The following is a 26050-nucleotide window of genomic DNA, read 5'->3' as shown; positions in this document are numbered from 1 at the left end:
TTAAACGACAGCCGAAGCGGCCCCGAAGGGAAAGCCGTTGACGCTGGCAAGGAGACAAGCATGAGTGCGCTGGTAGGGGTCATCATGGGATCCCGTTCCGATTGGGAGACCATGAGTGAAGCGGTCAAGATTCTGGAGCAGTTCAACATCCCCCACGAGGTGGAAGTTGTTTCGGCCCACCGTACCCCAGGCAAGCTGTTTCAGTACGCCCAGACGGCCGAAGAGCGTGGTCTGGAAGTGATTATCGCCGGTGCCGGTGGCGCAGCTCACCTGCCGGGTATGGCCGCTTCTGAAACCGTGCTGCCGGTGCTGGGTGTACCGGTTCAGTCACGGGCCCTCAACGGCATGGACTCACTGCTATCGATCGTCCAGATGCCCGCCGGTGTACCGGTCGGAACCCTGTCGATCGGTAAAGCCGGTGCTGCCAATGCCGCGCTGCTGGCGGCATCGATGCTGGGTAACAAGTACCCGGAGATCCGCAAGGAACTAGAAGCCTTCCGTCGTGCCCAGACCGATAAGGTGCTGGCCGACCCTGACCCGCGGGTAGAGATCGCATGAAGCGCGTCGGTGTAATCGGAGGCGGCCAGCTGGCCCGGATGATGGCGTTGGCTGCACGGCCGATGGGTCTCGATGTTCATTTTCTCGACCCTTCCCAAACGCCTTGTGCCGGTGATGTGGCGCCGGGTATCTGCGCCGGCTACGACGATGTTAAGGCGTTGGCTGAGCTCGAGGGCTGGGCCGAGGCGATCACTTTTGAGTTTGAAAATGTTCCGGCGGCCAGTGTCGAGCATCTGTCATCGCGCCTGCCCGCCTACCCCCCGGCGAAGGCCTTGGCAACGGCTCAGGATCGTCTGAACGAGAAAAACATGTTTGTCGAACTGGGCATCGAGGTGCCCGAGTTTGCCGCCATCAACAGCCTGGAAGATCTGCAGGCAGCGGTTGAGCGCGTCGGCCTGCCCGCGGTGCTGAAAACCCGTACCGAAGGCTACGACGGTAAAGGCCAGGCGGTACTGCGTTCGACCGACGACCTGGAGCCTGCTTGGCAGCGGCTGGGTTCGGTGCCGTTGATTCTGGAAGGCTTCGTCAACTACAACCGTGAAATCTCGATCATCGGTGCCCGGGCCCGTGATGGCTCGATGGCGTTCTACCCGGTCTCCGAGAATACCCATCGCGATGGCATCCTCCATCTGGCGATCTGCCGTGATAATGATCCGATGCAGGCCAAGGCTGAAGCCTACCTGGGTAAGATTGCCGAACAGCTCGACTATGTCGGGGTCCTGACCCTGGAACTGTTCCAGGTTGGCGAACATCTGCTGGCCAACGAGATTGCACCGCGAGTGCATAACTCCGGTCACTGGACCATCGAGGGCGCCGAGACTAGCCAGTTCGAAAACCACCTGCGGGCGGTATTGGATCTGCCGCTGGGTTCCACCGATGCCGTCGGTCATAGTGCGATGGTCAACTTTATCGGCTGCGTGCCGAGCCGCGAAGCGGTGCTGTCGATCCCGGGTGCCCATCTGCACGACTATGAGAAAGAGGCTCGTGTCGGCCGTAAGGTTGGACATGTGACCCTGCGAGCGGGTTCAGCTGAGGCGTTGAACGAGCGCATTCGGGCAGCGGAACAGCTGCTGGACTGAGCCGAAGGTGAAGCGACCATGAACAGCTGGCACCTGAAACAGGCGGTCCGAGCCGTCCGAGCCGGCGGCATCATCGCCTATCCCACCGAAGCGGTCTGGGGGGTAGGTTGCGATCCCTTTGACAGCAATGCGGTCCGGCGCTTGCTGCAACTCAAGCAGCGCCCCGAGCACAAGGGACTGATTCTGGTTGCCGCCTCAATGGCACAGTTGGAGCCGCTACTGGCAGGGCTCAGCGATGCCGAGCTGGCGCAGCTGAAACTGAGTTGGCCCGGCCCCAACACCTGGTTGATCCCCGACCCTGACAACCTGATCCCCGGTTGGATCAAAGGCGAGCATCAGAGCGTGGCGGTGCGGGTGACCGATCATCCGCAGACGGCGGCGCTCTGTCTGGCTTTCGGTGGGCCGCTAGTTTCGACGTCCGCCAATCTGGCGGGGCAACCGCCGGCGATGAGCGCCGGTGATATTCGCCAGGCTTTCGGTTATCAGATCGACTACCTGCTGCACGGCGCCCTGGGCGGCCGCAGTCAACCGTCGGTCATCCGTGATCTTCGCAGTGGTCAGGTCCTGCGTTAACCCCCTCTTTTAACTGTTGCCGGAGAATCCCGATGGCCGAGATCGATATCCAAATCGTGGTCGACTTTATGAAACAGCTGCAGGATCGCATCTGCGCGGATCTGGAGGCAGCCGATGGTCAGGCCCGGTTTGTCGAGGATAGCTGGACCAAACCTAGTGGCGGCGGTGGCCGTTCCCGGGTGATGACCGATGGTGCCGTGTTTGAGAAAGGCGGGGTCAACTTCTCCCATGTTCAGGGCGACAATATGCCGGCATCGGCGACCGCCCACCGGCCCGAGTTGGCTGGACGTTCTTACCAGGCGGTTGGCGTATCGTTGGTGATGCACCCGCATAATCCCTTCGTCCCCACCTCCCATGCCAATGTGCGCTTCTTTATTGCCGAGAAAGCGGGCGAAGCGCCGATCTGGTGGTTCGGTGGCGGCTTCGACCTGACCCCCTGCTACGGTTTCGAACAGGACTGTATCGACTGGCACCGTACCAGCAAGGCGATCTGCGATCGCTTTGACCCGGCCTACTATGCCAACTTCAAGGACTGGTGTGACCGTTACTTCTATCTCAAGCACCGCGACGAGCCCCGTGGTGTCGGCGGTCTGTTTTTCGATGATCTGAACCAGTCCGGTTTCGATGCCTGCTTCGAGTTTGTTAAAGCGGTTGGGGAAGGCTATCTGGATGCCTATCTGCCGATTGTCGAGCGCCGTAAAGCCCACGACTACACCGACGCGCAGAAGGCGTTCCAGCGCTACCGTCGCGGACGTTATGTCGAATTCAACCTGGTATTCGACCGTGGCACCCTGTTTGGGCTGCAGTCCGGTGGGCGCACCGAATCGATCCTGATGTCGATGCCGCCGGAGGTGCGCTGGGAGTATTGCTACGAGCCCGAGCCCGGTAGCGAAGAGGCGCGCTTGACCGACTACTTCCTGAACCCCCGGGATTGGCTGTCGAAGTAACCATTCACTTACTCCGTAAAACTACAGTGTTGAGCTTCAATAATTGGAGAGCCCCATGAGCGACCAGTACGCCGTTGTCGGTAACCCGATCAGCCACAGCAAGTCACCGCTGATTCACCGGATGTTTGCCCAGCAAACTGGCCAGGATCTGGATTACCAGACGCTGGAAGCGCCTTTGGATGGGTTTGAGCAGGCGATCCTGACCTTCTTTGCCCAGCAGGCTGACCAACCCGCCGGGCTCAATATCACCGTACCGTTCAAGCAGCAGGCCTGGGAGATGGCGGCGCAGTTGAGCGGGCGGGCGCAGCGGGCCGGGGCGGTGAACACGTTGTATCGCGACGAGTCGGGGCAGATCTGCGGCGATACCACCGACGGTGTCGGGCTGGTTCGGGATCTGCTCGAAAACCAGGGCGCTACCCTGAAAGACGCGCGGGTACTGATTCTGGGTGCCGGCGGTGCCGTGCGCGGGGTGTTGGAGCCGATTCTGGAACAATCCCCGGCGCTGCTGGTGATCGCCAACCGCACCGCCAGCAAGGCCGAACAGCTGGCTCAGGATTTTGCCGAGTTCGGCGAGCTGCGTGGCTGTGGCTTTGCCGAGGTCGAGGGCCAGTTCGATCTGATTATCAACGGCACCTCCGCCAGTCTGCAGGGTGAGCTGCCGCCTTTGCCCGCCGGTGTTTTGAAGCCCGGTGGTTGGTGTTACGACATGATGTACGGGGCCGAGCCGACCCCGTTTATGGTTTGGGGCGAGCAGCAGGAAGCGGGTCGGGTGATCGACGGCCTGGGTATGCTGGTGGAGCAGGCTGCCGAATCGTTCCGGATCTGGCGTGGCGTGCGGCCGCAGAGCGCGGCGGTGATCGATGCCGTCAGGGCGCAGCTGGGTAGCTGATTGCGGCACCGCTCTTAAGAATAGCCAGCATATCAACACCTTGGGAACCTGCGAATAAGTCCTTGCTGGCTTCTGGCTTTCAGCTTGGCTCGCAATCCAGGCGCAGCTTTGAAGTAATGTCTAGACCTTGCGAAAAGTTGCAACGCAGAGTGCGAGTCAAGCTGTAAGCCCCAAAGGGCAAGGCCTGAAGCGCACAATTTCGTCATTGCAACCTTTGCTAAGGGCTACGGCCATTAGCTGCAGCTTGCGCCTAGAACTTGCACACTTCAGGCGCTTGCAGAAGCCGCAGGGACTTGTTCGTAGGTTCCCTCGCCGGGCAATTTCTGTGCTCGGCAGAAAAAAACGGTTTCCGCTTGCCACCGCCTGGTGAGGTTGCTATCTATGCCTCATAGATCCCGATGGAGGCGCCCATGGATTCAGCCACCCGACTCGATATCGATCAGCTCTACCGTAACTGCAATCCGGAGCTGCTCCCGTTCAAGACCACCGAAACCCTGGAAGATTTCAATGGCATCTATGGCCAGGAGCGAGCCGTAGAGGCGATGGAATTCGGCATCGGTATGCACCGGCCGGGTTACAACCTGTTCGTGATGGGGCATAACCAGAGCGGTCGTTTTTCGTTCGTGATGGACACCCTCAAGCGCGAAGCCAAGAAGGCCAAGAAGCCGCTGGACTGGTGCTACCTCAACAATATCAGCGATCCCCGCCACCCCCAGGCGTTCTACTTCGCCTCCGGTAAGGCGGCGGTGTTCAAGAGTGATATCCAGCACCTGCTGGAGGCGATCTCTACCGAACTGCCCAGTGCTTACGAAAACCCGGCCTATCAGCGAGCCAAGAGTCGGATCGAGCGCGAATTCAACCGCCTCTATGATCAGGCATTGGAGCAGGTTGAGAACCGGGCCCGCAGCAAGAATATCGCCCTCTACCGCGATGCCGGCAGTGTTGGCTTTACCCCGGTGGCCGATGGTCAGGCGATGGATGAGGCCGCTTTCTCGCAACTCAGCGAAGAGCAGCGCAACCAGATCAACGCCGATATCAACCAGCTCGAAGAGTTCATGAACGAGTCCCTTACCAGCCTGCCGATCTGGCGACGGGAGTCCAATGAGCGGCAGAAAAAGCTCGAGCACGATACCGCCCGCACGGCGATGGCACCGCTGTTCCAACCGTTGAAGGAGAAGTATGCCTCCCAGCCTCGGGTGGTCGGCTACCTCAACCAGATGGAGGTGGAGCTGACCAAGCACGCGTCCGATCTGGTCGGTGAGGATAAGTTGGGAGAGGAGCGTTCCAAGGCGACCCGGCTGGCCCAGCTGGAGCACCAGTTCGGCGTCAATCTGATTGTCGATCATCAGAAGACCAAGGGGCTGCCGGTGGTGTTCGAGGCTCACCCCAGTTACGACAACCTGTTCGGGCGGGTCGAATACAGCTCCGAGATGGGCGCCATGGTGACCAACTATCAACTGGTCCGGGGTGGCTCGTTGCATCGGGCCAACGGCGGCTATCTGGTCCTCGAAGCGGAAAAACTGTTCGAGCACCCGATGGTCTGGTCGGCAATCAAGCGGTCGTTGAAATCGGCCAAGATCAAGATCGAGAACCCGTTCGCCGAGCTGGCCGGGATCAACACCATCACGCTGGATCCGGAGTCGGTTCCGCTGGAACTGAAGGTGGTGATCATCGGTGACCGCGAGCTCTACTACATGCTGCAGCAGATGGATCCGGACTTCTCCAAACTGTTCCGGGTGGTGGTGGACTTCGATGATGACGTGCCCCGCACCGATGCCTCGATCCGCAACTACGCCCGGCTGGTCCGGACCCTATCCCAGCAGGAGAGCTGTGCCCACCTGAATCGTCCGGCGGTGGCCAGGCTGGTGGAGCATAGTTCAAGGATGGCCGAGGACCAGGCGCTGCTGTCGGCTCGGATCGGCGATATGAAGGACCTGATCTGCGAAGCGGACTTCAAGCGCCAGCTGGATGGTGATGAGCTGATTCAGGTGTCTCATATCGAAGAAGCATTGCTGGCCAAGGAACGCCGTACCGACCGGCTCAGTACCCGAATGCGCGAAGAGATTCTCAATGAGGTGGTGCTGATCAATACCGAGGGTACCGCCATCGGCAAGAGTAACGGCCTGACGGTGCTGCAGGTGGGCGAGGTGAGTTTCGGCACCCCGGCCCGGATCACCGCCACCGTGCACCCGGGCGATAAGGGCATCGTCGATATCGAGAAAGAGGTCACCCTGGGCCAGCCGATCCACTCCAAGGGGGTGATGATCCTGACCGGTTACCTGGGCCACAAGTATGCCCAGAACTTCAACCTGTCGCTGTCGGCCAACATCGCGTTGGAGCAATCCTACGGCTACGTCGATGGCGACAGCGCCTCGCTGGCGGAGATCTGCACCCTGATCTCGGCCCTGACCCATACCCCGATCAAACAGAGCTTCGCCCTGACCGGTTCGATCAACCAGTACGGCGAGGTACAGGCGATCGGCGGGGTTAACGAGAAGATCGAGGGCTTCTTCGACGTCTGTACCGCCAAAGGGCTGACCGGCGAGCAGGGCGTCATTATCCCCAAAGCCAACCAGCGCAACCTGATGCTGAAGCAGTCGGTGGTCCAGGCAGTCGCCGAAGGGATGTTCCATGTCTACACCGTCGCCACGGTGGACCAGGCCCTGGAGCTGCTGACCGGGCGCAAGCCGGGGGTGCGTAAACCCGATGGTGGCTTTACCCAACGTTCGTTGAACTATGAGGTGGTTAAGCGGTTGAAGGAGTTGGCGAAGGTGAAGGGTTGATTGCTCTAGTTACGCCCTTTCGGGCGTGTTAGGGAAATGCGCCGCCATTTCCCTAACAACCCTAGGCGGCCCCTCTTGCTCGGCCAGCTTTGCTGGCTTTGTTGCGCGTTTCGTCTGCCAATGGTCGCGATTGGAACTCGCTCGCTTCGCTCCCTCAAACATCAATCGCTTTATTCCATTGTCAGGCTGTAATGCTCACCGGCGCAAAAGGGGATCGGTGAGTTTGTCCTGATGTCTATGGAGGTGCTGTTTCGGCTGGTACGGCTTCAACCGCCCTTGACGCAGCCGAGCACGGATTTGGAAAACGGATCAGCGATGATGGCTGTTTGAGGCCGTAGGCCGAGTTTCCATCTGAGCCCGTTTTCAAATCAGCGCGCAGGGTAGCCCGAAGGGTCAAGTCACCGGGCTAGGCGTTTTCTTGCTTCGTTCTTTGCCGCTATGGCAAAGAATGAAGGCGCTCGGGGGAGCGCAAAGGTATCTATCAGCCAGCTCAGTAATTCAATAAGAATCAGACATACAGATAATCAATTACCCGGAAGACCCCGCTGCTTAGGCCCATCGTAGGTCCAGATCAGCTCCCGAGGGATCGGTCCTTTATTGCGTCCACCCTGACCGGTTTGCTCCCAAGCATGGGCTAGGATGCCGACCGAGCGGGACAGGCAGAACAGGCCGCGGGCCAGGGGCGCCGGGAAGCTAAGCTCGGTATAGATCACCGCGGTGGCACCGTCGATGTTCATCGGAATCCGTTTGCCTTTCTGGCGCTCCAGATGGGCTTCGATCGCTTCGGCAATCTCGGCATAGCGGCCGCTGACGGTGCAGGACTGGGCCGCCTGCTTGACCAGTTCCAATAGTCTCGGTGCGCGGGGATCGATGGGATGGAAGCGGTGGCCAAAACCGGGGATGAACTTGCCGTGGTTGGCAATCTGTTCAGCCACGCCCTGCTCGACGGCATCGGTCAGCTCGGTACCTTGGTCAATTCGTACGGCGATGGCCTGGTAGAGTCCGACCGCCTGCTCCCCTGCTCCGCCGTGAACATCACCGAGCACATTGACCGCCGAGGCCATGGCGTTGTTGAGGCCGACGCCGCAGGTGGCGGCCATGCGGGCGATGGCGATACTGGGGGCCTGAGGGCCGTGATCGACGCCGCTCATCAATGCAGCATCGAGCAGTTCGCCTTGACCGGGACCGGGCAGTTCTCCGCGCAGCATCAACCAGATCATCTGACTGAAACTGAGATTGCCGATCAACTGTTCGATCGGATAACCGTGGTAGCGGATCTCGCCGGGCTGCATATCAATGATTTGGGTACGCCACCAGTCGCTGCACGGGTTACCGGTCGGTTGACCGGTATTGTTGTCTTTGGCCGGTTTTTCATTGCTGTTCATACCACCCCCTGTTGTTGTAGTTGTTTAACTTCATCCCCGCTGAGGCCGAGCTCGGCAAGAATGTCGGCACTGTGCTGACCCAGCTGGGGAGGAGGGTTGGTCACGGCCGGACGTTCGCCGTTGATCTGGAAGCCGGTGCGAACGATTTCGACATCACGGTCGATTCCGGCCACGTTTTCGAAGTGACTCTGAAAATTGCGCTGTTGAACCTGTGGCAGCGCCAGGGCTTCAGGGACACTCAGGACGCAACCGGCCGGTACGCCGGCGGCATTGAAGCGTTGCTCCCATTCCGCTGCCGGAGCTTGGAATAGAGCTTGTTCGATCAGCTCGGTTAGCAGTTGACGGTTGTCGAGCCGGGCCTGGCGTTCGGCAAAGCGCGGGTCGGTGGCCAGCTCCGGGCGGCCGATCAGTTCGCAGACCGCTTCAAACTGTTGCTGTTTGTTGGCTGCCAGGTTCAGCAGGCCATCGCCGGTACGGAAGGTGCCGGACGGGCTGGCGGTGATGTTGTCGTTGCCCATCGGGCCGGGTTCGCGCTCGGCCACCAGGTAGTTGGACACCGCCCAACCCATGGTCGCCAGGGTCGATTCGAGCATCGAGACATCGATAAAGGCGCCCTCACCGTGTTGATCCCGTCCGGCCAGGGCGGCGCTGACGGCGAAGGCGGCGGTAAGTCCACCGAGGGTATCGGCGATCGGATAGCCGACCCGATAGGGTGCGTTTTCCGGTGCGCCGGTGATCGACATTACCCCGGACATGCCTTGAATGATCTGGTCGTAGGCCGGCAGCTTCTTCATTGGACCATCGGCGCCGTAACCGGAGATGGCACAATAGATCAGCTTCGGGTTGTGCTGTTTCAGTTCGTCGTAACCGACCCCGAGCCGCTCCATCACCCCGGGGCGGAAGTTTTCCACCAGTACATCGGCGCTCTCGACCAGACGTTTGAGCAGCGCTTTACCTTGATCATCCTTGAGATTCAGGGTTAGTGAGCGTTTACCTGCGTTCTGGGCTAGAAAAGAGACACCCATATACTGACGATTGAGCTCGGGGTCGGCGCCGAGCTGACGTGCCAGATCACCGCTGCCGGGGACCTCGATCTTAATCACGTCGGCACCCAGGTGGGCGAGTTGATTGCAGGCGAAAGGTCCGGCCAGTACGTTGGTCAGATCTAACACCCGGATATGGGCCAGGGACTGGAGCATGGATGCAAGCATGAGGGCCTCGCTGGTAACTGGTGATGAAGCAGAAAAAAGGCCGCCGAGCATCGTTGCGATACCGGGGCGGCCAAGGTTAGGTCGGGTTCGACCTACGCCCCTCTGTCGAAGAGCGGATAGGAGCTGGGTTGATATCGTGCTTAGCCTTCCCCTTCGTAGCTGACCTCTTCATCGCTGGCCGGTTTCTTGGCCGGGCGCTGGAACATCCGCGCTAGCAGCGGCATCAGCAGCACCAGAATCGAGATGATCATGATGGTCAGGGTCAGCGGGCGTTCCCACAGGAAGGCTAGATCACCGTCGTACAGGGTCATTGCGCGGCTCAGGTTGGTCTCCATGATGCCGCCGAGGATAAAGCCGAGCAGCATCGGTGCCATCGGAAACTCCAGTAGTTTCAGGAAGATCGCCGCCACGGTGATGAACACCATCATATGGATGTCGAAGGTGTTGAAGCTGACCAGGTAGACGCCGGTGATCGAGAAGAACAGGATCAGCGGGATCAGGATCGGACGCGGGATCGCCAGTAGTCGCGAGATGTACGGAATCAGCGGTAGGTTCAGAATCAGCAGTACCAGGTTGCCAAAGTACATCGAGATGATGACCGACCAGAACACGTCCGGGTTGTCGATGAACAGGCGCGGGCCCGGCTGGATACCGTAGGCGATCAACGCACCCAGCATGATCGCGGTGGTGCCCGAACCCGGGATACCCAGGGTCAGCAGCGGCACGAACGAGCCGGTCGAGGCGGCGTTGTTGGCCGATTCCGGTGCGGCCAGACCGCGCAGGGCACCCTTACCGAACTGCAGCTTCTGCTTGGCCGAGGCCAGGTTGCGCTCCAGGCCATAGGCCAGGAAGGAGGCGATGGTGGCACCGGCGCCGGGCAGAACCCCGACCAGGAAACCGAACACCGAGGAGCGCGCTACCGTGGGAGCGATCTCTTTGACCTCGTCCTTCGACAGCTTCATGCTGCCGAGCGACGACATATCCATCTCCGGCTCCTCTTCGCGGTGCTGGCCCTTGAGGACCGTCATCACCACTTCGGTCAGCGCGAAGGTAGCCATCGCCAGCAGCAGGAAGCTAATACCGTCGATCAGGTCGATACTGCCGAAGGTGAAGCGTGGCGCGCCCGACATCATGTCGGTACCGACGGTGGAGATCATCAGCCCGAACACGGTCATGATCATCGCCTTGATCACCTGACCCTTACCGGAGAAGGCGGCCACAGCGGTCAGACCAAGAATCATCAGGGCAAAATAGTCACTGGATTGGAAACTCAATGAGACTGTCGCCAGCGCAGGGGCCGCGAACAACAGCACTAACGCGCCGATGGTGCCGCCGGTGAACGAGGAGTAGGCCGCCAGCGCCAGTGCTTTACCGGCCTGCTTCTTCTGTGCCATCGGGTAGCCGTCAAAAGCGGTGACCACGGTGGAGGCGCAGCCCGGGGCGTTGATCAGGATGGAGGAGGTGGAGCCGCCGAACACGGCGCCGTAATAGACCCCCGCCATCAGGATAATGCCCGAGGCGGGATCGAGGCCGTAGGTGATCGGGATCATCAGCGCCACGGCTGAGATTGGCCCGAGTCCGGGCAGCATGCCGATGAAGGTACCGGCGAAGCAGCCGAGTACCACCATCATCAGGTTGAAGGGCATTACCGCGGTGGTTAGCCCGGTCATGATTCCGTCTAACATGGGATCAGCCTCCAAAAATCATTGTGAACAGGCGTCCCGGGGCCAGGTAGATCTCCAGCAGTTGGGACAGGACAAACCAGATGCCGGCGGCAAAAGGTACCGAGGCGATCAGCAGCGTCTTGATCTGGCGTACACCCAGCAGCCAGTAGCCGCCGATCAGGAAGATCAATGTCGACAGCAGGAATCCGACCCACTCCAGCGCAATCGCGAAGATCACCACCAGAACCAGCAGATAGGCCACCAGTTGGAAGTCGTAACCTCCTAGGCTGAGGCGGTGTTGACGGTCGCGGCGAGCGGTCACCAGCAGGGCGATCGACAGTAGACCTCCAGCCCAGGCCAGCGCGTTGGGCAGGGTTTGGGCGTGGAAGGGCTCGAATTCGTCGCCGGGGAACATCGGGATCTGGCCTGCGTAGTAGCCGTAGGCAACCGATAGGCAAAGGAATACCAAACCACCGATGTGGTCTTTGGTCAGGGTCATGGGAAGCTCCTGGGGCGAACGGGGGCGCCCTTTCGGGGTGGAGCCCGGGCTCTGGTTTAGCCGGGCTCGAGTGTCATCAGAAGGTCAGCACAAAAGTCGGGAAACGGAGCGGCGCTGTCGTTAAAGCTGTAGTTAAATCAGCTCAGATTGACCGGTCAGCGCCGCCGGTTTTGCGGCTTACTGCAGGAAGCCCAGCTCACGCATCAGGTCGCCGACCACCTTCTCCTGCTGTTCCAGGAAGGAGACGAATTGGGCGCGGGGCTTGAAGATCTCGGTCCAGCCGTTGCGGTCGCGAACCACGCTCCACTCGTTGGTGCTGTACATCTTCTCCAGCGTGCTGGCGAACTCGTCAGCCTGGGTGTCGGACAGGCCCGGTGCGCCGAAGAAACCACGCCAGTTAACGAAGCTGGCGTCATAACCCAGCTCTTTCAGGGTCGGGACATCCGGGGCCGCGACAGAACGCTCGTCGCCGGTCATTGCCAGAATCCGAACTTCACCGGCGTTGGCCAGTGCCAGCGCTTCACTGAAGCCGGTGGACAGTACCTGGGTTTCACCGGACAGCATGCCGGCCATCGCCTTACCACCGGCGTCGTAGGCGATGTACTTCACCCGGCGAGGATCGGCACCAGCGGCTTTAAAGGCCATCGCGGCAACCAGATGGTCCATGCCACCGCGGGAGGAACCGCCGGCAACACTGACCGAGCGTGGGTTGGCCTTGTAGTCGGCAACCAGCTCTTCGAACTTCTGATACTTGGAGTTGGCCGGTACCACAAACGCGGCGTAATCGCCGATGGTGGCGGCGATCGGGGTCAGATCCCGGAATGACTGTGGGAACACTTTTGAGAGTGAGCGGATCACGATCGGGGTGGAGTTGACCATCAGGGTGTCTTTGGCCTGATCGGCGGTTTCGATCAGGTGGGCGATCGCCTTACCACCGCCACCACCGGACATGTTCTCGTAAGACGCGGTGCTGACCAGACCGGACTTGGTCAGGACTTCACCGGTACCGCGGGCGGTACCGTCCCAGCCACCGCCGGCGCCGCCGGGAATCAGGAAATGAACTTCATCGACTGCAGCCTGGGCCATACCGGCGCCGAGACAGGAAACCATCGCGGCAGCCATCAGTGTGGAGCGCTTGTTGGATAGAAACTTGGCGATCATGTGGAGATCCTCATGGTTGTTTTTATCGTAGGAGTGAGTACCTGAGAATCACCTTAGTTGGCGTTAGTGCCATATAAAAGCTTATGAATTTAAAGAGTTTTTAAACCATAAAGTGCATTTTGTTCATATTGTTCACGGGTCAACCGAGTATGGATTGATTACACTGCCAAGTAACGGTTGATCGCTTCCCAATAACAAAGATAACAACCCAGACTGTCATGAAACTGTCGTTACGTGCGCTGAAATTAAAAACCCGGATGGTGTTGATACTCGGTCTGATCGCCCTCCTCCAGACCGGCTCCATCGGCCTGTTCGCACTCTACTATCTGAACCAATCGCTGGATGAGCAGATCGGCGAACGGGCGCTGCATGTCGCCAAGGGAATCGCGGCGATGCCCCAGATGATCGAGTCTGTCGGGCAAGGCGACAGTGAAAATCTGCAACCGTTGAGCAAGTTGCTGGCCGAACGCACCCAGGCCAGTTTCGTGGTGTTCGGCGATCTGCGGGGGCATCGGTTGACCCACCCCAATCCCGAGCTGATCGGCTTGTCGATGATGAGCGACGATGATGACGATACCGCACCGACGCTGGTGCATGGCCGCAGCCAGGTGACCAAGGCCGAGGGCAGCATGGGCTGGTCGATGCGGGCCCGTACGCCGATGTACGACCACACCGGCGAAGAGGTGATCGGGCTGGTGTCGGTGGGCTATACGCTGGACCGGGTCGAGGCGACGATCGCGCGCTACCGCACCACCCTGATCCTAGTGATTCTGGCTGCGTTCGTGGTCAGCGTGTTGACCGCGATCTGGTTTGCCAACCATTTCAAACAGGCGATCTTCGGGCTGGAGCCTGAGCAGATCGGGCGCCTGTTTCAAGAGCGGATCGCGACCCTGGAGTCGGTCCGTGAAGGGATCATCGCGATCAACGCTGACGGACGGATCACCACCATCAACCGGGCCGCCATCGAGACGCTAGGGCTCGACGAGGACCGGACCCTGACCGGGCGACCGATCAGCGAGGTGCTGCCCGACAGCCAGATGCTCGATGTGCTGCGCAGCGGCGAACCCCAGTTCGACCGCGAGGTCTGGCTCGCCGACCGGAACCTGATCGTCAACCGGGTGCCGTTGAAGCAGGATCAGAAGGTCACCGGTGTGGTCTCCAGTTTCCGTCGCAAGGATGAACTTGACCTGGTCAGCCGCAAGCTGACCCGGATTCAGCAGTATGCCGACACCCTGCGCAGCCAATCCCACGAATACTCCAACAAGCTGCATACCATTGCCGGTCTGATCCAGATCGGTGCCGATGACGAGGCGCTGGCGCTGATCGGCCAAGAGACCCGCAGCCATCAGGAGTTGATCCGGTTGCTGCTGGCCGCGGTTCCGGACCCGATCCTGTCCGGCTGTCTGCTGGGTAAGTACAACCGGGCCAGAGAGATGGGACTGAAGCTGTTGATCGACCCGGACAGTCATATGGCCGAGCTGCCCGATCGGCTGCCCCGCGAACAACTGGTCAGCATTATCGGCAATCTGATCGACAATGCCCTGGAAGCGACCCTGGCTCATACCGGTACGAATGGGGAGGTTCGGCTGTCGATGACCGATCTGGGTGACGACCTGATCTTTGAAATCGAAGACCAGGGCGCCGGGGTTCCGGACGATCAGCAGGAGCGGATCTTCGAGAAAGGGGTGACCAGCAAGAGCGCCCAGGGCCATGGCTTGGGACTGCACCTGGTCAAGGGACTGCTGCAGCGCCTGGGCGGCACTATCACGTTGGAACCGGGTGATCCGGCTGAAGAGAATCCCGCCAGTCGGGGTAGTCGCTTTACCGTCTATATTCCTAAACAGCCGGTTCGGCATACTGCCGCTGTCGATAACCCGCATGGATAGCCTTCAAAACCATAACCCCAGCAAGAAGAAATAAAGGGCCGTAGTCAGAAGATGCAGAACATTCGTGTTGTAATCGCCGAAGATGATCGCCAGATCGCTCAAATTCAGCAACGTTTTCTGGAACGTATTGATGGGGTCGAGCTGGTGGGGGTGGCTCACGGGCTGGATGAGGCACGGGATCTGGTGGAGGTGTTTCAACCCGAGCTGCTGCTGCTGGATATCCAGTTTCCGACCGGAACCGGGCTTGATCTGCTACGCGAGCTACGGGCCAACAACAGCGCCACCGATGTGATTCTGATCACCGCCGCCAAGGAGGTCGATACCCTGAAGGAAGCGCTCCGAGGCGGGGTGTTCGACTACATTCTCAAGCCGTTGGTGTTTGAGCGCTTGCAGGAGGCGCTGAATAACTACGCCGATCACCTGCAGAAGCTGCAGGCGATGGAATCGTTGATCCAGACCGAAGTGGACACCCTGCTGCCCCGTGCCGGCGCCGCCAAGAGCGAGGTTGAGGCGGGACAGGAGCGGCTGCCGAAGGGGATCGATCCGCTGACGCTCGATAAAGTACGAGCCGTATTTGAAGCCGATGCCGAGGCGCTGAATGCCGAGCACGTCGGTGCGGCCATTGGCGCCAGCCGAACCACCGCCAGGCGTTACCTGGAGTTTCTGGTCAGCACCCGTGAGCTGTCCGCCGAGGTCAGTTACGGCACTGTCGGTCGCCCGGAGCGGCGCTATATCCGTTGTTAGCCAGGCTTGTGATCCAGCAGCCTCAGGGCGGTCAGGGTAGCCACTAGCGAGATCAGCAGTAGTACCAAAACGCCGGGCAGATAGTGCTGACTGAGCCAGCTTCCCAGCAGCGGAAGCAGAATCAACAGATGACAGGGGCAGCTCAGCAACCCCAGCGCTAGCCAGAGCCAACCGCGATGTCGTGGACTGGTGGTTGATGCGGATTGGTGGGTGGAGGGAGAAGAGATCATCGGCCTGACTCCAGGCGCTTGGGCCCGTAATCTGGCTCTCTGTCGCAACAGAAGGTAATGGGCTTCGGGCTAATACTGAAGACTTGTTACGCTTCAGCATAGCCCGAATCGATCAGAGGTAGCTTAGGCGGCGTTGTCTTTGGTATGGCTCTCGCCCAGTACTTCCGCCAGGCTGGCGCGGGACAGCTCGCCCTGCAGATCGCCATCGGCATCCAGTACCGGCAGCGGGAAGTCGGTCTCCAGCGTTTCCGGAATCACCGACTCCAGCAGCGCATCGCTGGCGATGGCCGGTACTTCCTGCAAGGTGGCTTCGGAGATCGGACTGTCGCCATCAAGTTTGGCTTCGGATTCCAGAGTCCTCTGGCAGATCACACCCTGATAACCTTCATCGGTGACGTAGTAACCGTAGTTGCCCGGCAGGCGTTTCATCTGGGTCAGCGCTTCGCCGATGGTATCGGCGGTGATACGGCAGACCGGCGGCTTCATCACGGTCTCCACCGTCAGCGCCCGGGCTCGGTTGACGTCTTTGACGAAGGCTTCGACGTAGGCGTCGGCCGGATTCAGCAGGATATCCACCGGCTCACCCTGCTGGACCAGTTCACCATCTTTCAGGATCGCGATCCGATCGCCCAGTCGCAGGGCTTCGTCGAGGTCGTGGGTGATAAAGATAATGGTCTTATGCAGGCTCTGCTGCAGTTCGATCAATTGATCCTGCATCTCGCTGCGGATCAGCGGATCCAGTGCCGAGAAGGCCTCATCCATCAACAGGATCTCGGCATCGGTACACAGTGCTCGTGCCAGGCCGACCCGCTGTTGCTGGCCGCCGGAGAGCTGCGAGGGATACTGGTCTTCGTAGCCGGCCAGACCGACGGTCTCCAGCCACTCTCGGGCCTTGTCGAGCCGCTCTTTCTTGTCGACCCCCTGCACCGCCAGTCCATAGCTGACATTGTCGACCACGGTACGGTGGGGCATCAGGCCGAAGCGCTGGAACACCATCGACATCTTGTGACGACGGAACTGCTCCAGTTCCCGGGCCGAGAACTTCATCACGTCGGTACCTTCGACGATGATCTGGCCCTCGGTGGGATCGATCAAGCGGTTGAAGTGGCGGATCAGGGTCGACTTGCCGGAGCCGGAGAGGCCCATGATGACGAAGATCTCACCCTTGTTGATGTTCAGGTTGATATCTTTCAAGCCGACGGTGTGGCCGGTATCCGCCAGGATCTGGTCCTTGGATTGGCCAGCCTTGACGGCTCCCATGACCGTCTCGGGACGCTCGCCAAAGACCTTGTAAAGGCCGTCGATTTGGATCAGCGGCTGTTGTTCGGGCTTAGGCATTGTCAATTCCCTGCATATGTTGCTGATTTCGTTTCGCGTAGGCTTGGGAGACGCGGTCGAAAATGATCGCCAGCGCGACGATGGCCAAGCCGTTGAACAGGCCCAGGGTGAAGTACTGGTTGGTGATCGATTTCAGTACCGGCTGCCCCAGCCCTTTAACACCGATCATCGAGGCGATAACCACCATCGCCAGGGCCATCATGATGGTCTGGTTGATGCCGGCCATGATGGTCGGTGACGCTAGGGGTAATTGTACGCCGAAAAGCCGTTGCATGGGGCTGGCGCCGTAGGCGGTGGCGGCTTCAAGGACCTCTTTGTCGACCAGGCGGATGCCCAGGTTGGTCAGACGAATCACCGGCGGGATGGCGTAGATGACTACCGCGATCACACCCGGAATCTTACCGATACCCAGCAGCATCACCACCGGGATCAGGTACACGAAGGCGGGCATCGTCTGCATGATATCGAGCATCGGAGTGACAATCGCCTGGGCTCGGTCGGATCGCGCCATCAGAATACCGATCGGTATCCCCAATGCGATCGCCAGCAGGGTACAGACGGTGATGATGCTGAGGGTTCGCATGGTGTTGTCCCACATCCCGAAGTAGCCGATCGTTAGCAGGGACAGGATTACCGCCAGCGACAGCTTCCAGGAGCGGCTGGCAACGTACACCAGTACCGTGACGGCCATGATCACCAGCCACCAGGGGGTGTTGAGCAGCAGTTTTTCGAACCAGATCAGAAAAGTCAGTAGTGGGTCGAAGAAGGATTCGATCAGATCGCCGTAGCTGCGTGAAAATTCACGGTAGGCGGCGTCAAGGGATTTACGGATGGCGAGCAGATCGGCCCGCTCCATCTGTGGGAATTGGGTGAGCCAGGATGAATCTGCCATGGGTACCTCGGTCTTGCTTGATTTTGGCGGTTTACTCGGAAGTCAGGTAAAGGGAATGACCGGACGGCAGCGCCGCCCGGTCGTAACGATTACAGGCGAGACAGAGCGGTCTTGACCTTGTCGGCAGCGTCGGGGCTGACCCAGGACAGCCATACCGGCTCGAAGGTAGTCAGGAAGTATTCCATCGCGATATCTCCGTCGGCCTGGTTCTCTTCCATCCAGGCCAGCAGCTCATTCATCAGGTTGTTCTTGAACGCGCGGCGGGTCAGGTAGGTATAGGCCTCGGGGGCTTTGGTGGCGAAATCGCTAGTGGTGACGGTATGCACCGGTGAGGGCGGCCACATGGTGGCTTTGGGATTCTCACATTCGGCATTGGAGGTGCAGTCCAGATAGTGCTGTTCATCTACACCGGTGCCGAAATCGACTTTGACCATCTTGTACTTACCCAGGATGGCGGTCGGGGCCCAGTAGTAGCCGAACCAGGGCTCCATCCGCTCGTAGGCGCGGGCGATGGAGCCGGACAGACCAGCAGCCGAACCGGGATCTACTAGGTCGAATCCGGCTTCGCCAAGCTTCAGCGCTTTGAAATTGTTACCGCCGCTGATCTGGCAGTTCCAACCGGCCGGACAGCCGATAAAGGCGGATTTATCCGGGTCTTCCGGGTGCTTGAACAGCTTGGCGTTGGCGATCACACCTTCGATGGTGGCCAGGCTGGGGTCTTTATCGACCAGGTACTTGGGTACCCAGAAGCCCTCTTCACCGCCGTCGGAAAGGGATTTGCCGGCGATCTTGAGTCGCCCTTCGGCCACACCCTTGTCGAGCGCCGCCTTCATGGAGTTGCTCCAGAGTTCTGGAGCGATATCCGGCTCGCCTTTTTCGATCATTGAGGTGCCGGTGGGCATGGTGTCACCGGGAACCAGTTCGGCATCGCAGCCGTAACCGTGCTCGAGGATGAAACGATCAATATTGGCGATCAAACTGGCGGAGCTCCAGTTCATATCGGCAATCGTGACCTTGCCACAATCCGCGGCATAAGTGTTTGCTGTTGCCATCGTCATTGCGATGGCACTAACCGTTAAGGCCTTTTTAAGCATGGTGTTGGTCCGTTTTGTTATTAATTTAGGTACCTCTTTATAACCATAACGTATCCAACAAGGGATTTCTAAAGGCATTTTGGTTTTAAAATTCTGGACTTAGGCCTAGGGTCTGCTAACGCTACTAGAACCGAGCCTGTTGCACCTGAGAAAGCTACTACCTAAGCGCGAGTCGTGTCGTTTGGTAATTCCAAATAAGCGCCGAGCATCGACCAGTGGAGCTTTCTCAGGTACAACCCGCAGGGCTGTGGCCATTTTCCCGCTCTGCTGCGTTATCAGTCGCTTATGTATGTTCAATACTACTCGCTCCTTCTGCCTAGCTGAGCGGGAAAGTGGTCTCAGCAGGCAGGATTCCAATAGTGTTAACAGACCCTAAGAGGTTGTTGGGCCCGCCGGCTGTGTTACGCCTCGCCAGACCACTTCTTGGCCCGGTTCCGGCCGTTCGGGTACCAGTCTGGCCAATAGCAGAGAGCCGCCGGCCAGGGCCGCGCCGGTCAGAAACACCGCGGCCGGAGAAACCAGCCACAGCAGGCCGTAGATTGCCGGCAGTACCACCGCTGCGATATGGTTGATCGAGAAGGCGACGCCGGCGGTTGGGGCCATATCGCGCGGGTCTGCGATTTTTTGCAGGTAGGTCTTCTGGGCGATCGCCATCGAGAAAAGCAGGTGATCCAGGACGTAAAGGGTCACCGCGATCCAGGGGTTGGAGACCACTGCGTAGGCGGCGAACACGATCATCAGGCCGATATATTCCACCGTCAGCGCCTTGCGCTCACCCCAATGGCCGATCAGCTTGCCGATCTTGGGGGCGAAGATCATGTTCATGACGCCGTTGATCAGGAACAGCAGTGAGATCTGGGCGGCGCTGAAGCCGAACTTTTCCACCATCAGGAAGCCGGCGAACACCACGAAGATCTGCCGCCGAGCACCGCCCATAAAGGTCAGCGCGTAGTAGAGCCAGTAGCGCTTTCGCAGAATCAGCTTCTTATGCTGCTCCACATGCTGGGGGAAATAGGGAAACAGCAGCCAGCAGCCCAGCGCGATCAGCAGCGTCACGCCGCCGCCGAGCAGATAGACGGTTTCCATCTTAAAGCCGGCCATATCCAGACAGAGCCACACCATGCCGAAAGCCAGCAGTCCGGCGAAGGAGCGTACCGCCACCAGTTGACCCAGCTTATGGGCGGCGCTTTTCTTATCGAACCACTGCAGCGACAGCGACTGGTTAATGGTTTCGTAGTAGTGGAAGCCGATCGACATCAGCACGGTGGTGCAGTACAGCCCGATCTCGCTCGGGAAGAAACCGGTCAGCGCGGTCCCCAGTCCCAGCAGTAGCAAGGATACCAGTGCCAGGGTCTGTTCTCGCATCAACACCAGCAGCAGCACGGCGCCAAAGGCGAGGAAGCCCGGGATCTCCCTAAGCGATTGCAGGATGCCGATTTCGACGCCGGTGAAATTGGCTCGCTCTATAACGAAGTTGTTCAACAGGGCCTGCCAGATACCGAACGAGATCGACATGGCGGCGGTCATCAGAAACAACAGATTTTCGGGGCGCTGCCAGCTTTTCATCCTAATCTCCCGGGGTGGTTGGTGGATAAATGATCAGACTGACTAGGTCGAAGTCAGACCGTGATTGAGTAAAGTCACTTTAAATCGGCAGCAATTTGGCGTATACCGACAGTCATGCCAAAAAATATCGAGAAACAGACAGGTTCGCTGGAATCCACCGAACTCCCCCCTTTCCCCCCGCACTGGACCACCGTCGATGGTGAGTCGGTCAAGGAGCGGATCGAGGATGTGCCGCGGCGGTTGGTGGTGCGAAAAGTGGATCGGGAAGCGGGATTCGTGACCCCGTTCCACAGCCACGGTTGGGGGCAGTTGCTCTGGATCGTCGAGGGGCTGGTGCAGGTCTCGGCGCGGGATATCGGCCACTGGGTGGTGCCGCCGCAACGGGCGGTGTGGATTCCGCCCTTTATCGAGCACGATGCCCGGGCGATCCAGAGTGTCAAAATGCGCAACATCTACATCGCGCCGCAGGCGGCTGGGCGTCTGCCGGAGCAGTGTCAGGTGGTCAGTGTGTCACCCCTGATGCGCGAGTTGATGGTAACGATGGCGGAGTTTGATCGCCTCTACGACGAGGAAGGAGCCGAGGGGCGGCTGGTCAGCGTGTTTCTGGACCAGTTCGAGTTGCTGCCCGAGGCGGCGCTGTATCTGCCCGAACCCACCAGTGCGCCGCTGCGTACCCTGGCCGAACAGCTGCGCCAGGATCCGGCCAACAAACAGCCGTTGGCCAGCTGGGGTCGGCAACTGGGGATGAGCGAGCGTACCCTGGCGCGGCGGTTTCAGCAGGAGACCGGCATGAGTTTCGGTCAATGGCGTCAGCAAGCTCGATTGCTTGAAGCCCTGAGCCGGATTGCCCAGGGCCAGCCGGTGGCGTTGATTGCCCAGGACCTGGGCTATGACAGTCAGAGCGCCTTTATTGCGATGTTCCGTAAGGCGCTGGGGCGCACCCCCGGACGTTATTTCTAAGCTGGATTTAAACCCCTTTTTCCAGCAGCGCAGCTTATCAGCGATTTCTTGACTCGAACCAACAGCCCTGCGGCCGATGCGGTGGCTATTTGGGGGAGCTGTCATATGCTTAACTTAACGTTGTAGCTCACAACAATGATGTCCTGACTGAGTCTGCGATGTCCGATCGATATGACGACGGAGAATCCCGCCCCGTGGCTGTTAAGCAGCTAGTTAACCCGGGGTAATTCTCGGTCTGATGCATCTGAAATAGCTCGGGTTTTAGCTACCGCTGATCCGAAAGCGATGACGAGAAGAGCGATGGGACAACAAGTTCAAAGACGACTGGCTGCGGTTATCGCCGCAGATGTGGTCGGTTATACCCGTCTGATGCGTCTTGATGAAGAGGGCACCATCAAGACCTGGTGGTCGTACCGCCAGACAATTATTGATCCCATCATTGACGAATTCTCCGGTCGCATCGTGAAGCTGACCGGTGACGGCTTTCTGGCCGAATTCACTTCGGCCACCAACGCGGTACTGGCGGCCTACAACATCCAGCGACGAGTTGAGCTACGGATTGCCGAGGTGCCGGAGCCACAGCGAATGATGTTCCGTATTGGGGTCAATCTCGGCGATATTTTCTGGGATGAGGAGGATATCTACGGCGATGACGTCAATATCGCGGCACGATTGGAAGGTATCGCCGATCCCGGCTCCGTGCTGATCTCCCAATCGGTGTTTGATCAGGTCAAACGAACCGCGCAACTGACGTTTGAAAACAGCGGGCAACAAGCCCTCAAAAACCTACCCGAGCCGGTTCAGACCTATCGCGTTGTCGGTGAGCTGAGTCATCACAGCTTCGTCTCCGGCGATCCGGATCAACTGGTGCATCAAAAGCCCAGGCAACGTATCCCCAACTCGCTGGTTGTGTTGCCGTTCAGTGTTCTGGGCGAAGACCCTGAACAGCACTATTTTGCCGAGGGATTTACCGACGACTTAATCACCGAACTCTCCCGTTTCGGCGGCTTATTTCTTACCACACGCAATGCGAGCCTGGCGCTGCAGGATAAACCGCTCGATCTGTCCGAGCTGGGTCAGCAGTTGGGGGTGGCCTACTGCCTTGAGGGAAGCATCAGGCGGCTGGGTGATCGTATCCGAATCACTACTCGGTTGATCAACAGCGTGACCGGTGATCAGGTCTGGGCCGAAAAATACGACTCGGTCTTCGACAAGCTGTTCGAGGTTCAGGATGAGCTTGCGAAATCGATCGTCTCGACGGTGGTGGGGCGTATCGAGCATGAAACTCTGGTGGCGGCCAGAAAAAAGAAACCGGCCGATATGTTTGCCTACGAGTGCTTTCTTCGCGGTCTGGAATACCACCGCCTCGGTGGGGTCACCCGCGAGGCTGCAGAAAAGGCGCTGTACTGGTTCAACATGGCGATAGAAAAAGATCCGGAGTACAGCCGTGCCCATGCCTGGAAAGCCTGTGCGCTTGATGGGTTGGCTGCCTGGACACAGGCGGATTACTACGACGAGGAGTTGGGCTCCGTTACCCGGGCGCTGGATCTGGATGAGAACGATGCCGAAACCCACCGAATCATGGGATCGATCTGTTTGAGCAATCAAGAGTTCGACAAAACCGAATATCACTTTCAGCGTGCTCTGGCGCTCAACCCCAACAGCGCCTGGATTCTCGGCCGCATCGGCGAGCTCTACAATTTCCTGGGGGAGGCGGAGAAGGCGCTGGAATACCACAAGCGCGCCATCGCTCTCGACCCGTTGCTGCCGACTTACTGTCGCGAGATCGAAGCCACCGCACACTATATCCTGGGGAACTACCGCGAAACGGTCAAAGTGGTATCCCAGTTACTGCATAAATCCAGACGCGCCTGTCTCTATCAGGTGGCGGCACTGACCCACCTGTCCGATCCCTCCGCGTTGGCGAAAGCCGTCGAAGAACTGTTGGCGATCACCGCCGACTTTCCTGTCCAGACCCTGCTGCAGATGGAGTCTTATCGTGATCAGGAGATTCCTCGCCAGCTGAGCGACGACCTGATCAAGGCCGGCGTTCTCAATCCCTAAGCCCGGTGCCACTAAGCCTCAGACGGATTGCCGGGTAGCAATCGCTCAGGCGGTTTTATGGGGCCGGGCGATGATCGCATAGGGATCGCCCCGACCCTGTACCGCATCAATTTCATCATCGCTGAGCAACTGTTCCAGCGCTGTGCCGGTCAGTTCGCTGATCGCCGCCAGGCAGTGGGCCCAGGTGCAGCGGTTGGCATACAGCATCGCTTCCACATCCAGGGTTCCGCCGCGGTTGAGGTAGCCCAGTGCACGACAGTGTTGCGGCCCAAGATCGAGCGGGCGCAGCACCCCCAGCAACGCTTCGGGTCGCATATGGCCCAGCAGCAGGCGTTGTTGGGTGGTGGTTGGGAACAGCGCTTGGCGCACAGCCTCGGGACTGAGACTGTCGGCCTCCCAGCGATCGCGGGGCTGGCGGAATCGGCCCGGCTCGAGCAGGTAGATCAGAGAGTGGTCGATCTTCTCACGCTGCAGCCGGGCCGAAGTTTTTTTCAGCTCCACCAGTTGGTAGCTGCCCACTGCGATCAGCTGCAACGGACTGTCCTCGGTACCCTGCAGCCGAATGGCTCCGTCTTTAACCAGACTTTCAGCCTGCTCGGCGCTGAGATGCTGTGGTACCGCCGACTTGGGCTGAACCAGTGACCAGATCTGGCCATGGCTTTGATAGAGCGCCCGGGTGGCAGCCATGGCGCTGTTCCAGTCGGCTGGAAACAGTACCCTCGAACGATCTGACATCTCCGACATCAGCGCTTCGCATAGGGTCGGGTCCTGATGGGACTGTTCGTTCTTGCCGTTCTCCCACAGATGCGAGGTCTGTACGATCGGCACCGACAGCCAGCCCGGAGGCTGGTCGGCTTCGACCTGGTGGCGGGCGAAGATCAGGCTCTGACGGATGGCGCCGAGCATCTTGACCGCGAAGGCCTCGTAGGAGACCACCATGTTGAGGCCATGACGGTTGGCCAGCGCCGCGCTGACCACCGCTTCCTCATTCAATGCGGTGATCACCTTGCCGTCGATCGATTCGGCCATCCCCTCTTCGGGGTCGGTGACCCGGTGCTTGAGTAGATCCAGAGTCTGGTTCATTCGATTGCTACGCAGCTCATCCGGATTTCCGACCCGGGGGCGCAGCTGTGGGTTGGCCTGGACGATGCCGACAAAGGTCTCGTCGGTGGCATCCATCGGCGAGCGCAGTGGTTGCAGGTCGGAACTCCAGTTGGGCGGCGGTAGCTGAGCCCGGACCTGGGTGGTGACATCGCCCAGTTCGCGCTCATGGGGGCGGCGTTGCTGCTCATGGTTGCACAGCTGTTGGCAGGCCTCGGCTAAGGCCGGGTCCGGAACCCACAGCCGTCGCGCGCCCTCGTTGAAGCGCCGCAGAGCCTCGGCATCTGTGCGCGGGTTCTGACCCAGTGGAGTGCCGTGGGCCAGATTGCTGCCCTGGCCCGGGAAACCGTAGCCTTTGGGCGCCTCGGCGATGGCGTAGGGCAAGGGCACCGGGTACTGCTCCCAGCCCTGCTGCACCGCCTGCCCGGCCGCTTCCAGTCGTTGCTCCATCTCGAAGATCACCCAGGCGAAGTCGGCCGGGTCGGTACCATCGATGATGATCGGGTCGAAACTGTTCAGGATCAGGTGTTCCCGCAGCCAGTCGGTGCCGCCCTGTTGACTGGTGGTGGTGCGCTGGTCGATACGGCGGCCGTTGGCGATCATGATCGGTGACACCAGGCCGCTGTCTTCGGCGCGCCACCAGCGTGGAGCCCAGTCGCTACCGCGTTGTTCCTCGAAGGCGCCGTCGCTGAGAAAGGCGACCAGGCGTTCACCAGGTAGCGGTTGGTGGATGTAGTGCAGACCGGCAAAACCCAGGTAACCGCCCTCCAGGCTGGCACCGGCGGTGTTGACGTTGACATGGCTGCCCAGCGGCGAGGCCGGACGTCCGTCGGCACCGACATGGTAGGCATAGAAATCCCGCACGAACCGGCTCAGCCCGGCATCGTCGAGCGGGTAGTTGTCGCGGTGGATCGGCAGGCTGTTGCCCACCAGCAGGTTGGTGGAGTCGACGGCGGCGACGCAGTGACCCTGGCCCATCAGCCAGTGCCGGCTGACGCCGCTTAGTGCGTTGATCAACAGGTAGCCCACATAGCCGGGCACCATGTTCAGCGAACCGCCGGTGTGGCCTTGCGGGTCGCGCTTGAAGTCGGCGTGGGCCAGGTCACGACCGTCCCGGTAGACATTCTCGGCATAGGTCATATGCACCACCAGCCACATCGCCGCCGAGGCCAGGCGGTCGGCGGCCTGCAGCTGTCGATAGGCGACACTCTTGTCGGTGATCGCGCCCTGGTGGTGGAGCCGGTCGACCAGTTCGTAGACCCTGACCTGGGTTTGGGGGCGGTGGCGGATGACTCCGTAACCGGCGGCCCAGTCGGCGAAAATCAGATCCCGCTCGCGATACAGCGCGGCGCGCTGTTCGATTTCGTGCTGGTGATAGCGATGGATCTTCAACTGCTCCTTGCTCATTGCTAACTCCTTGTTGAAG

Annotated in this window: 21 protein-coding genes; 10 read left to right on the top strand and 11 right to left on the bottom strand. The window is 59.7% G+C overall.

Annotated features, from left to right (window positions below; all coding sequences use genetic code 11):
- The first annotated feature begins 60 nt into the window (after positions 1 to 60).
- The 6 genes from purE to DV711_RS14275 all read left to right on the top strand — a co-directional run bounded on the left by purE (position 61) and on the right by DV711_RS14275 (position 6829).
- The gene (gene purE, locus DV711_RS14300) at positions 61 to 558 is read left to right on the top strand and encodes a 5-(carboxyamino)imidazole ribonucleotide mutase (RefSeq protein ID WP_114696404.1); all 498 of its coding nucleotides are present in this window, start codon (positions 61 to 63) and stop codon (positions 556 to 558) included.
- Complete coding sequence (locus DV711_RS14295) at positions 555 to 1637, top strand: 5-(carboxyamino)imidazole ribonucleotide synthase (RefSeq protein ID WP_114696403.1); 1083 nt, start codon at positions 555 to 557, stop codon at positions 1635 to 1637. The genes purE and DV711_RS14295 overlap by 4 nt, the downstream gene beginning before the upstream one ends.
- 18 nt (positions 1638 to 1655) lie before the next feature.
- The gene (gene tsaC, locus DV711_RS14290; RefSeq protein WP_114696402.1) at positions 1656 to 2210 is read left to right on the top strand and encodes an L-threonylcarbamoyladenylate synthase type 1 TsaC; all 555 of its coding nucleotides are present in this window, start codon (positions 1656 to 1658) and stop codon (positions 2208 to 2210) included.
- A 32-nt stretch (positions 2211 to 2242) separates the two neighbouring features.
- On the top strand, positions 2243 to 3157 hold the full coding sequence (hemF, locus tag DV711_RS14285) for an oxygen-dependent coproporphyrinogen oxidase (protein ID WP_114696401.1): 915 nt from the start codon (positions 2243 to 2245) through the stop codon (positions 3155 to 3157).
- A gap of 55 nt (positions 3158 to 3212) precedes the next feature.
- On the top strand, positions 3213 to 4046 hold the full coding sequence (aroE, locus tag DV711_RS14280) for a shikimate dehydrogenase (protein ID WP_114696400.1): 834 nt from the start codon (positions 3213 to 3215) through the stop codon (positions 4044 to 4046).
- 410 nt (positions 4047 to 4456) lie between these two features.
- The gene (locus DV711_RS14275; protein WP_114696399.1) at positions 4457 to 6829 is read left to right on the top strand and encodes a Lon protease family protein; all 2373 of its coding nucleotides are present in this window, start codon (positions 4457 to 4459) and stop codon (positions 6827 to 6829) included.
- A 524-nt stretch (positions 6830 to 7353) separates the two neighbouring features.
- Here DV711_RS14275 and DV711_RS14270 read toward each other — a convergent pair.
- The 5 genes from DV711_RS14270 to DV711_RS14250 all read right to left on the bottom strand — a co-directional run bounded on the left by DV711_RS14270 (position 7354) and on the right by DV711_RS14250 (position 12749).
- Positions 7354 to 8214, bottom strand: coding sequence for a citryl-CoA lyase (locus tag DV711_RS14270; protein ID WP_114696398.1), 861 nt, complete (start codon positions 8212 to 8214; stop codon positions 7354 to 7356).
- Positions 8211 to 9425, bottom strand: coding sequence for a CaiB/BaiF CoA transferase family protein (locus DV711_RS14265; RefSeq protein ID WP_243633837.1), 1215 nt, complete (start codon positions 9423 to 9425; stop codon positions 8211 to 8213). Before DV711_RS14265 ends, DV711_RS14270 begins: the two co-directional genes overlap by 4 nt.
- 140 nt (positions 9426 to 9565) lie before the next feature.
- Positions 9566 to 11110 carry a tripartite tricarboxylate transporter permease gene (locus DV711_RS14260; RefSeq protein ID WP_114696396.1) on the bottom strand — a complete coding sequence of 515 codons (1545 nt, stop codon included), beginning with the start codon at positions 11108 to 11110 and terminating at the stop codon, positions 9566 to 9568.
- A 4-nt stretch (positions 11111 to 11114) separates the two neighbouring features.
- Complete coding sequence (locus DV711_RS14255; RefSeq protein WP_114696395.1) at positions 11115 to 11588, bottom strand: tripartite tricarboxylate transporter TctB family protein; 474 nt, start codon at positions 11586 to 11588, stop codon at positions 11115 to 11117.
- Between the two features lie 177 nt (positions 11589 to 11765).
- Positions 11766 to 12749 (bottom strand): tripartite tricarboxylate transporter substrate binding protein, encoded by a 984-nt coding sequence (locus DV711_RS14250; protein WP_114696394.1) that lies wholly within the window; start codon positions 12747 to 12749, stop codon positions 11766 to 11768.
- A 218-nt stretch (positions 12750 to 12967) separates the two neighbouring features.
- Between DV711_RS14250 and DV711_RS14245 the strand changes: the two genes are divergently transcribed.
- Entirely contained in the window at positions 12968 to 14635 is a 1668-nt protein-coding gene (locus DV711_RS14245; RefSeq protein ID WP_114696393.1) for an ATP-binding protein, read from the top strand.
- 51 nt (positions 14636 to 14686) lie between these two features.
- Positions 14687 to 15379, top strand: a complete 693-nt coding sequence (locus DV711_RS14240; RefSeq protein WP_114696392.1) for a response regulator — start codon at positions 14687 to 14689, stop codon at positions 15377 to 15379.
- On the opposite strand, the gene DV711_RS14235 is transcribed toward DV711_RS14240, so the two are convergent.
- The 5 genes from DV711_RS14235 to DV711_RS14215 all read right to left on the bottom strand — a co-directional run bounded on the left by DV711_RS14235 (position 15376) and on the right by DV711_RS14215 (position 20499).
- The gene (locus tag DV711_RS14235) at positions 15376 to 15609 is read right to left on the bottom strand and encodes a hypothetical protein (RefSeq protein WP_114696391.1); all 234 of its coding nucleotides are present in this window, start codon (positions 15607 to 15609) and stop codon (positions 15376 to 15378) included. The genes DV711_RS14240 and DV711_RS14235 overlap by 4 nt on opposite strands.
- 123 nt (positions 15610 to 15732) lie before the next feature.
- A complete protein-coding gene (locus DV711_RS14230; protein ID WP_114696390.1) occupies positions 15733 to 16947 on the bottom strand; it encodes a quaternary amine ABC transporter ATP-binding protein in 1215 nt (404 codons plus the stop codon).
- Positions 16940 to 17839: an ABC transporter permease gene (locus tag DV711_RS14225; protein WP_114696389.1), complete on the bottom strand. Its 900-nt coding sequence runs from the start codon at positions 17837 to 17839 to the stop codon at positions 16940 to 16942. The genes DV711_RS14230 and DV711_RS14225 overlap by 8 nt, the downstream gene beginning before the upstream one ends.
- A gap of 89 nt (positions 17840 to 17928) precedes the next feature.
- Positions 17929 to 18933: an ABC transporter substrate-binding protein gene (locus DV711_RS14220; RefSeq protein WP_114696388.1), complete on the bottom strand. Its 1005-nt coding sequence runs from the start codon at positions 18931 to 18933 to the stop codon at positions 17929 to 17931.
- 372 nt (positions 18934 to 19305) lie between these two features.
- Entirely contained in the window at positions 19306 to 20499 is a 1194-nt protein-coding gene (locus DV711_RS14215) for an MFS transporter (protein WP_114696387.1), read from the bottom strand.
- Between the two features lie 114 nt (positions 20500 to 20613).
- Between DV711_RS14215 and DV711_RS14210 the strand changes: the two genes are divergently transcribed.
- The gene (locus DV711_RS14210; RefSeq protein ID WP_114696386.1) at positions 20614 to 21459 is read left to right on the top strand and encodes an AraC family transcriptional regulator; all 846 of its coding nucleotides are present in this window, start codon (positions 20614 to 20616) and stop codon (positions 21457 to 21459) included.
- A 300-nt stretch (positions 21460 to 21759) separates the two neighbouring features.
- On the top strand, positions 21760 to 23523 hold the full coding sequence (locus DV711_RS14205) for an adenylate/guanylate cyclase domain-containing protein (RefSeq protein ID WP_165840128.1): 1764 nt from the start codon (positions 21760 to 21762) through the stop codon (positions 23521 to 23523).
- Between the two features lie 45 nt (positions 23524 to 23568).
- Here DV711_RS14205 and DV711_RS14200 read toward each other — a convergent pair whose 3' ends face one another.
- Positions 23569 to 26031, bottom strand: coding sequence for a phosphoketolase family protein (locus DV711_RS14200; protein WP_114696384.1), 2463 nt, complete (start codon positions 26029 to 26031; stop codon positions 23569 to 23571).
- Positions 26032 to 26050 lie beyond the last annotated feature (19 nt).

It is taken from the genome of Motiliproteus coralliicola (genome assembly GCF_003345655.1).
Lineage (GTDB): Bacteria > Pseudomonadota > Gammaproteobacteria > Pseudomonadales > Balneatricaceae > Motiliproteus > Motiliproteus coralliicola.
Note: the sequence above shows the minus strand (reverse complement) of the source record. Positions and strands in the feature narration are given on the sequence as shown.

Coding starts and splice junctions, on each gene's coding strand:
- purE (WP_114696404.1), top strand. CDS start 61: ATGAGTGCGCTGGTAGGGGTCATCATGGGATCCCGTTCCGATTGGGAG.
- DV711_RS14295 (WP_114696403.1), top strand. CDS start 555: ATGAAGCGCGTCGGTGTAATCGGAGGCGGCCAGCTGGCCCGGATGATG.
- tsaC (WP_114696402.1), top strand. CDS start 1,656: ATGAACAGCTGGCACCTGAAACAGGCGGTCCGAGCCGTCCGAGCCGGC.
- hemF (WP_114696401.1), top strand. CDS start 2,243: ATGGCCGAGATCGATATCCAAATCGTGGTCGACTTTATGAAACAGCTG.
- aroE (WP_114696400.1), top strand. CDS start 3,213: ATGAGCGACCAGTACGCCGTTGTCGGTAACCCGATCAGCCACAGCAAG.
- DV711_RS14275 (WP_114696399.1), top strand. CDS start 4,457: ATGGATTCAGCCACCCGACTCGATATCGATCAGCTCTACCGTAACTGC.
- DV711_RS14270 (WP_114696398.1), bottom strand. CDS start 8,214: ATGAACAGCAATGAAAAACCGGCCAAAGACAACAATACCGGTCAACCG.
- DV711_RS14265 (WP_243633837.1), bottom strand. CDS start 9,425: ATGCTTGCATCCATGCTCCAGTCCCTGGCCCATATCCGGGTGTTAGAT.
- DV711_RS14260 (WP_114696396.1), bottom strand. CDS start 11,110: ATGTTAGACGGAATCATGACCGGGCTAACCACCGCGGTAATGCCCTTC.
- DV711_RS14255 (WP_114696395.1), bottom strand. CDS start 11,588: ATGACCCTGACCAAAGACCACATCGGTGGTTTGGTATTCCTTTGCCTA.
- DV711_RS14250 (WP_114696394.1), bottom strand. CDS start 12,749: ATGATCGCCAAGTTTCTATCCAACAAGCGCTCCACACTGATGGCTGCC.
- DV711_RS14245 (WP_114696393.1), top strand. CDS start 12,968: ATGAAACTGTCGTTACGTGCGCTGAAATTAAAAACCCGGATGGTGTTG.
- DV711_RS14240 (WP_114696392.1), top strand. CDS start 14,687: ATGCAGAACATTCGTGTTGTAATCGCCGAAGATGATCGCCAGATCGCT.
- DV711_RS14235 (WP_114696391.1), bottom strand. CDS start 15,609: ATGATCTCTTCTCCCTCCACCCACCAATCCGCATCAACCACCAGTCCA.
- DV711_RS14230 (WP_114696390.1), bottom strand. CDS start 16,947: ATGCCTAAGCCCGAACAACAGCCGCTGATCCAAATCGACGGCCTTTAC.
- DV711_RS14225 (WP_114696389.1), bottom strand. CDS start 17,839: ATGGCAGATTCATCCTGGCTCACCCAATTCCCACAGATGGAGCGGGCC.
- DV711_RS14220 (WP_114696388.1), bottom strand. CDS start 18,933: ATGCTTAAAAAGGCCTTAACGGTTAGTGCCATCGCAATGACGATGGCA.
- DV711_RS14215 (WP_114696387.1), bottom strand. CDS start 20,499: ATGAAAAGCTGGCAGCGCCCCGAAAATCTGTTGTTTCTGATGACCGCC.
- DV711_RS14210 (WP_114696386.1), top strand. CDS start 20,614: ATGCCAAAAAATATCGAGAAACAGACAGGTTCGCTGGAATCCACCGAA.
- DV711_RS14205 (WP_165840128.1), top strand. CDS start 21,760: ATGGGACAACAAGTTCAAAGACGACTGGCTGCGGTTATCGCCGCAGAT.
- DV711_RS14200 (WP_114696384.1), bottom strand. CDS start 26,031: ATGAGCAAGGAGCAGTTGAAGATCCATCGCTATCACCAGCACGAAATC.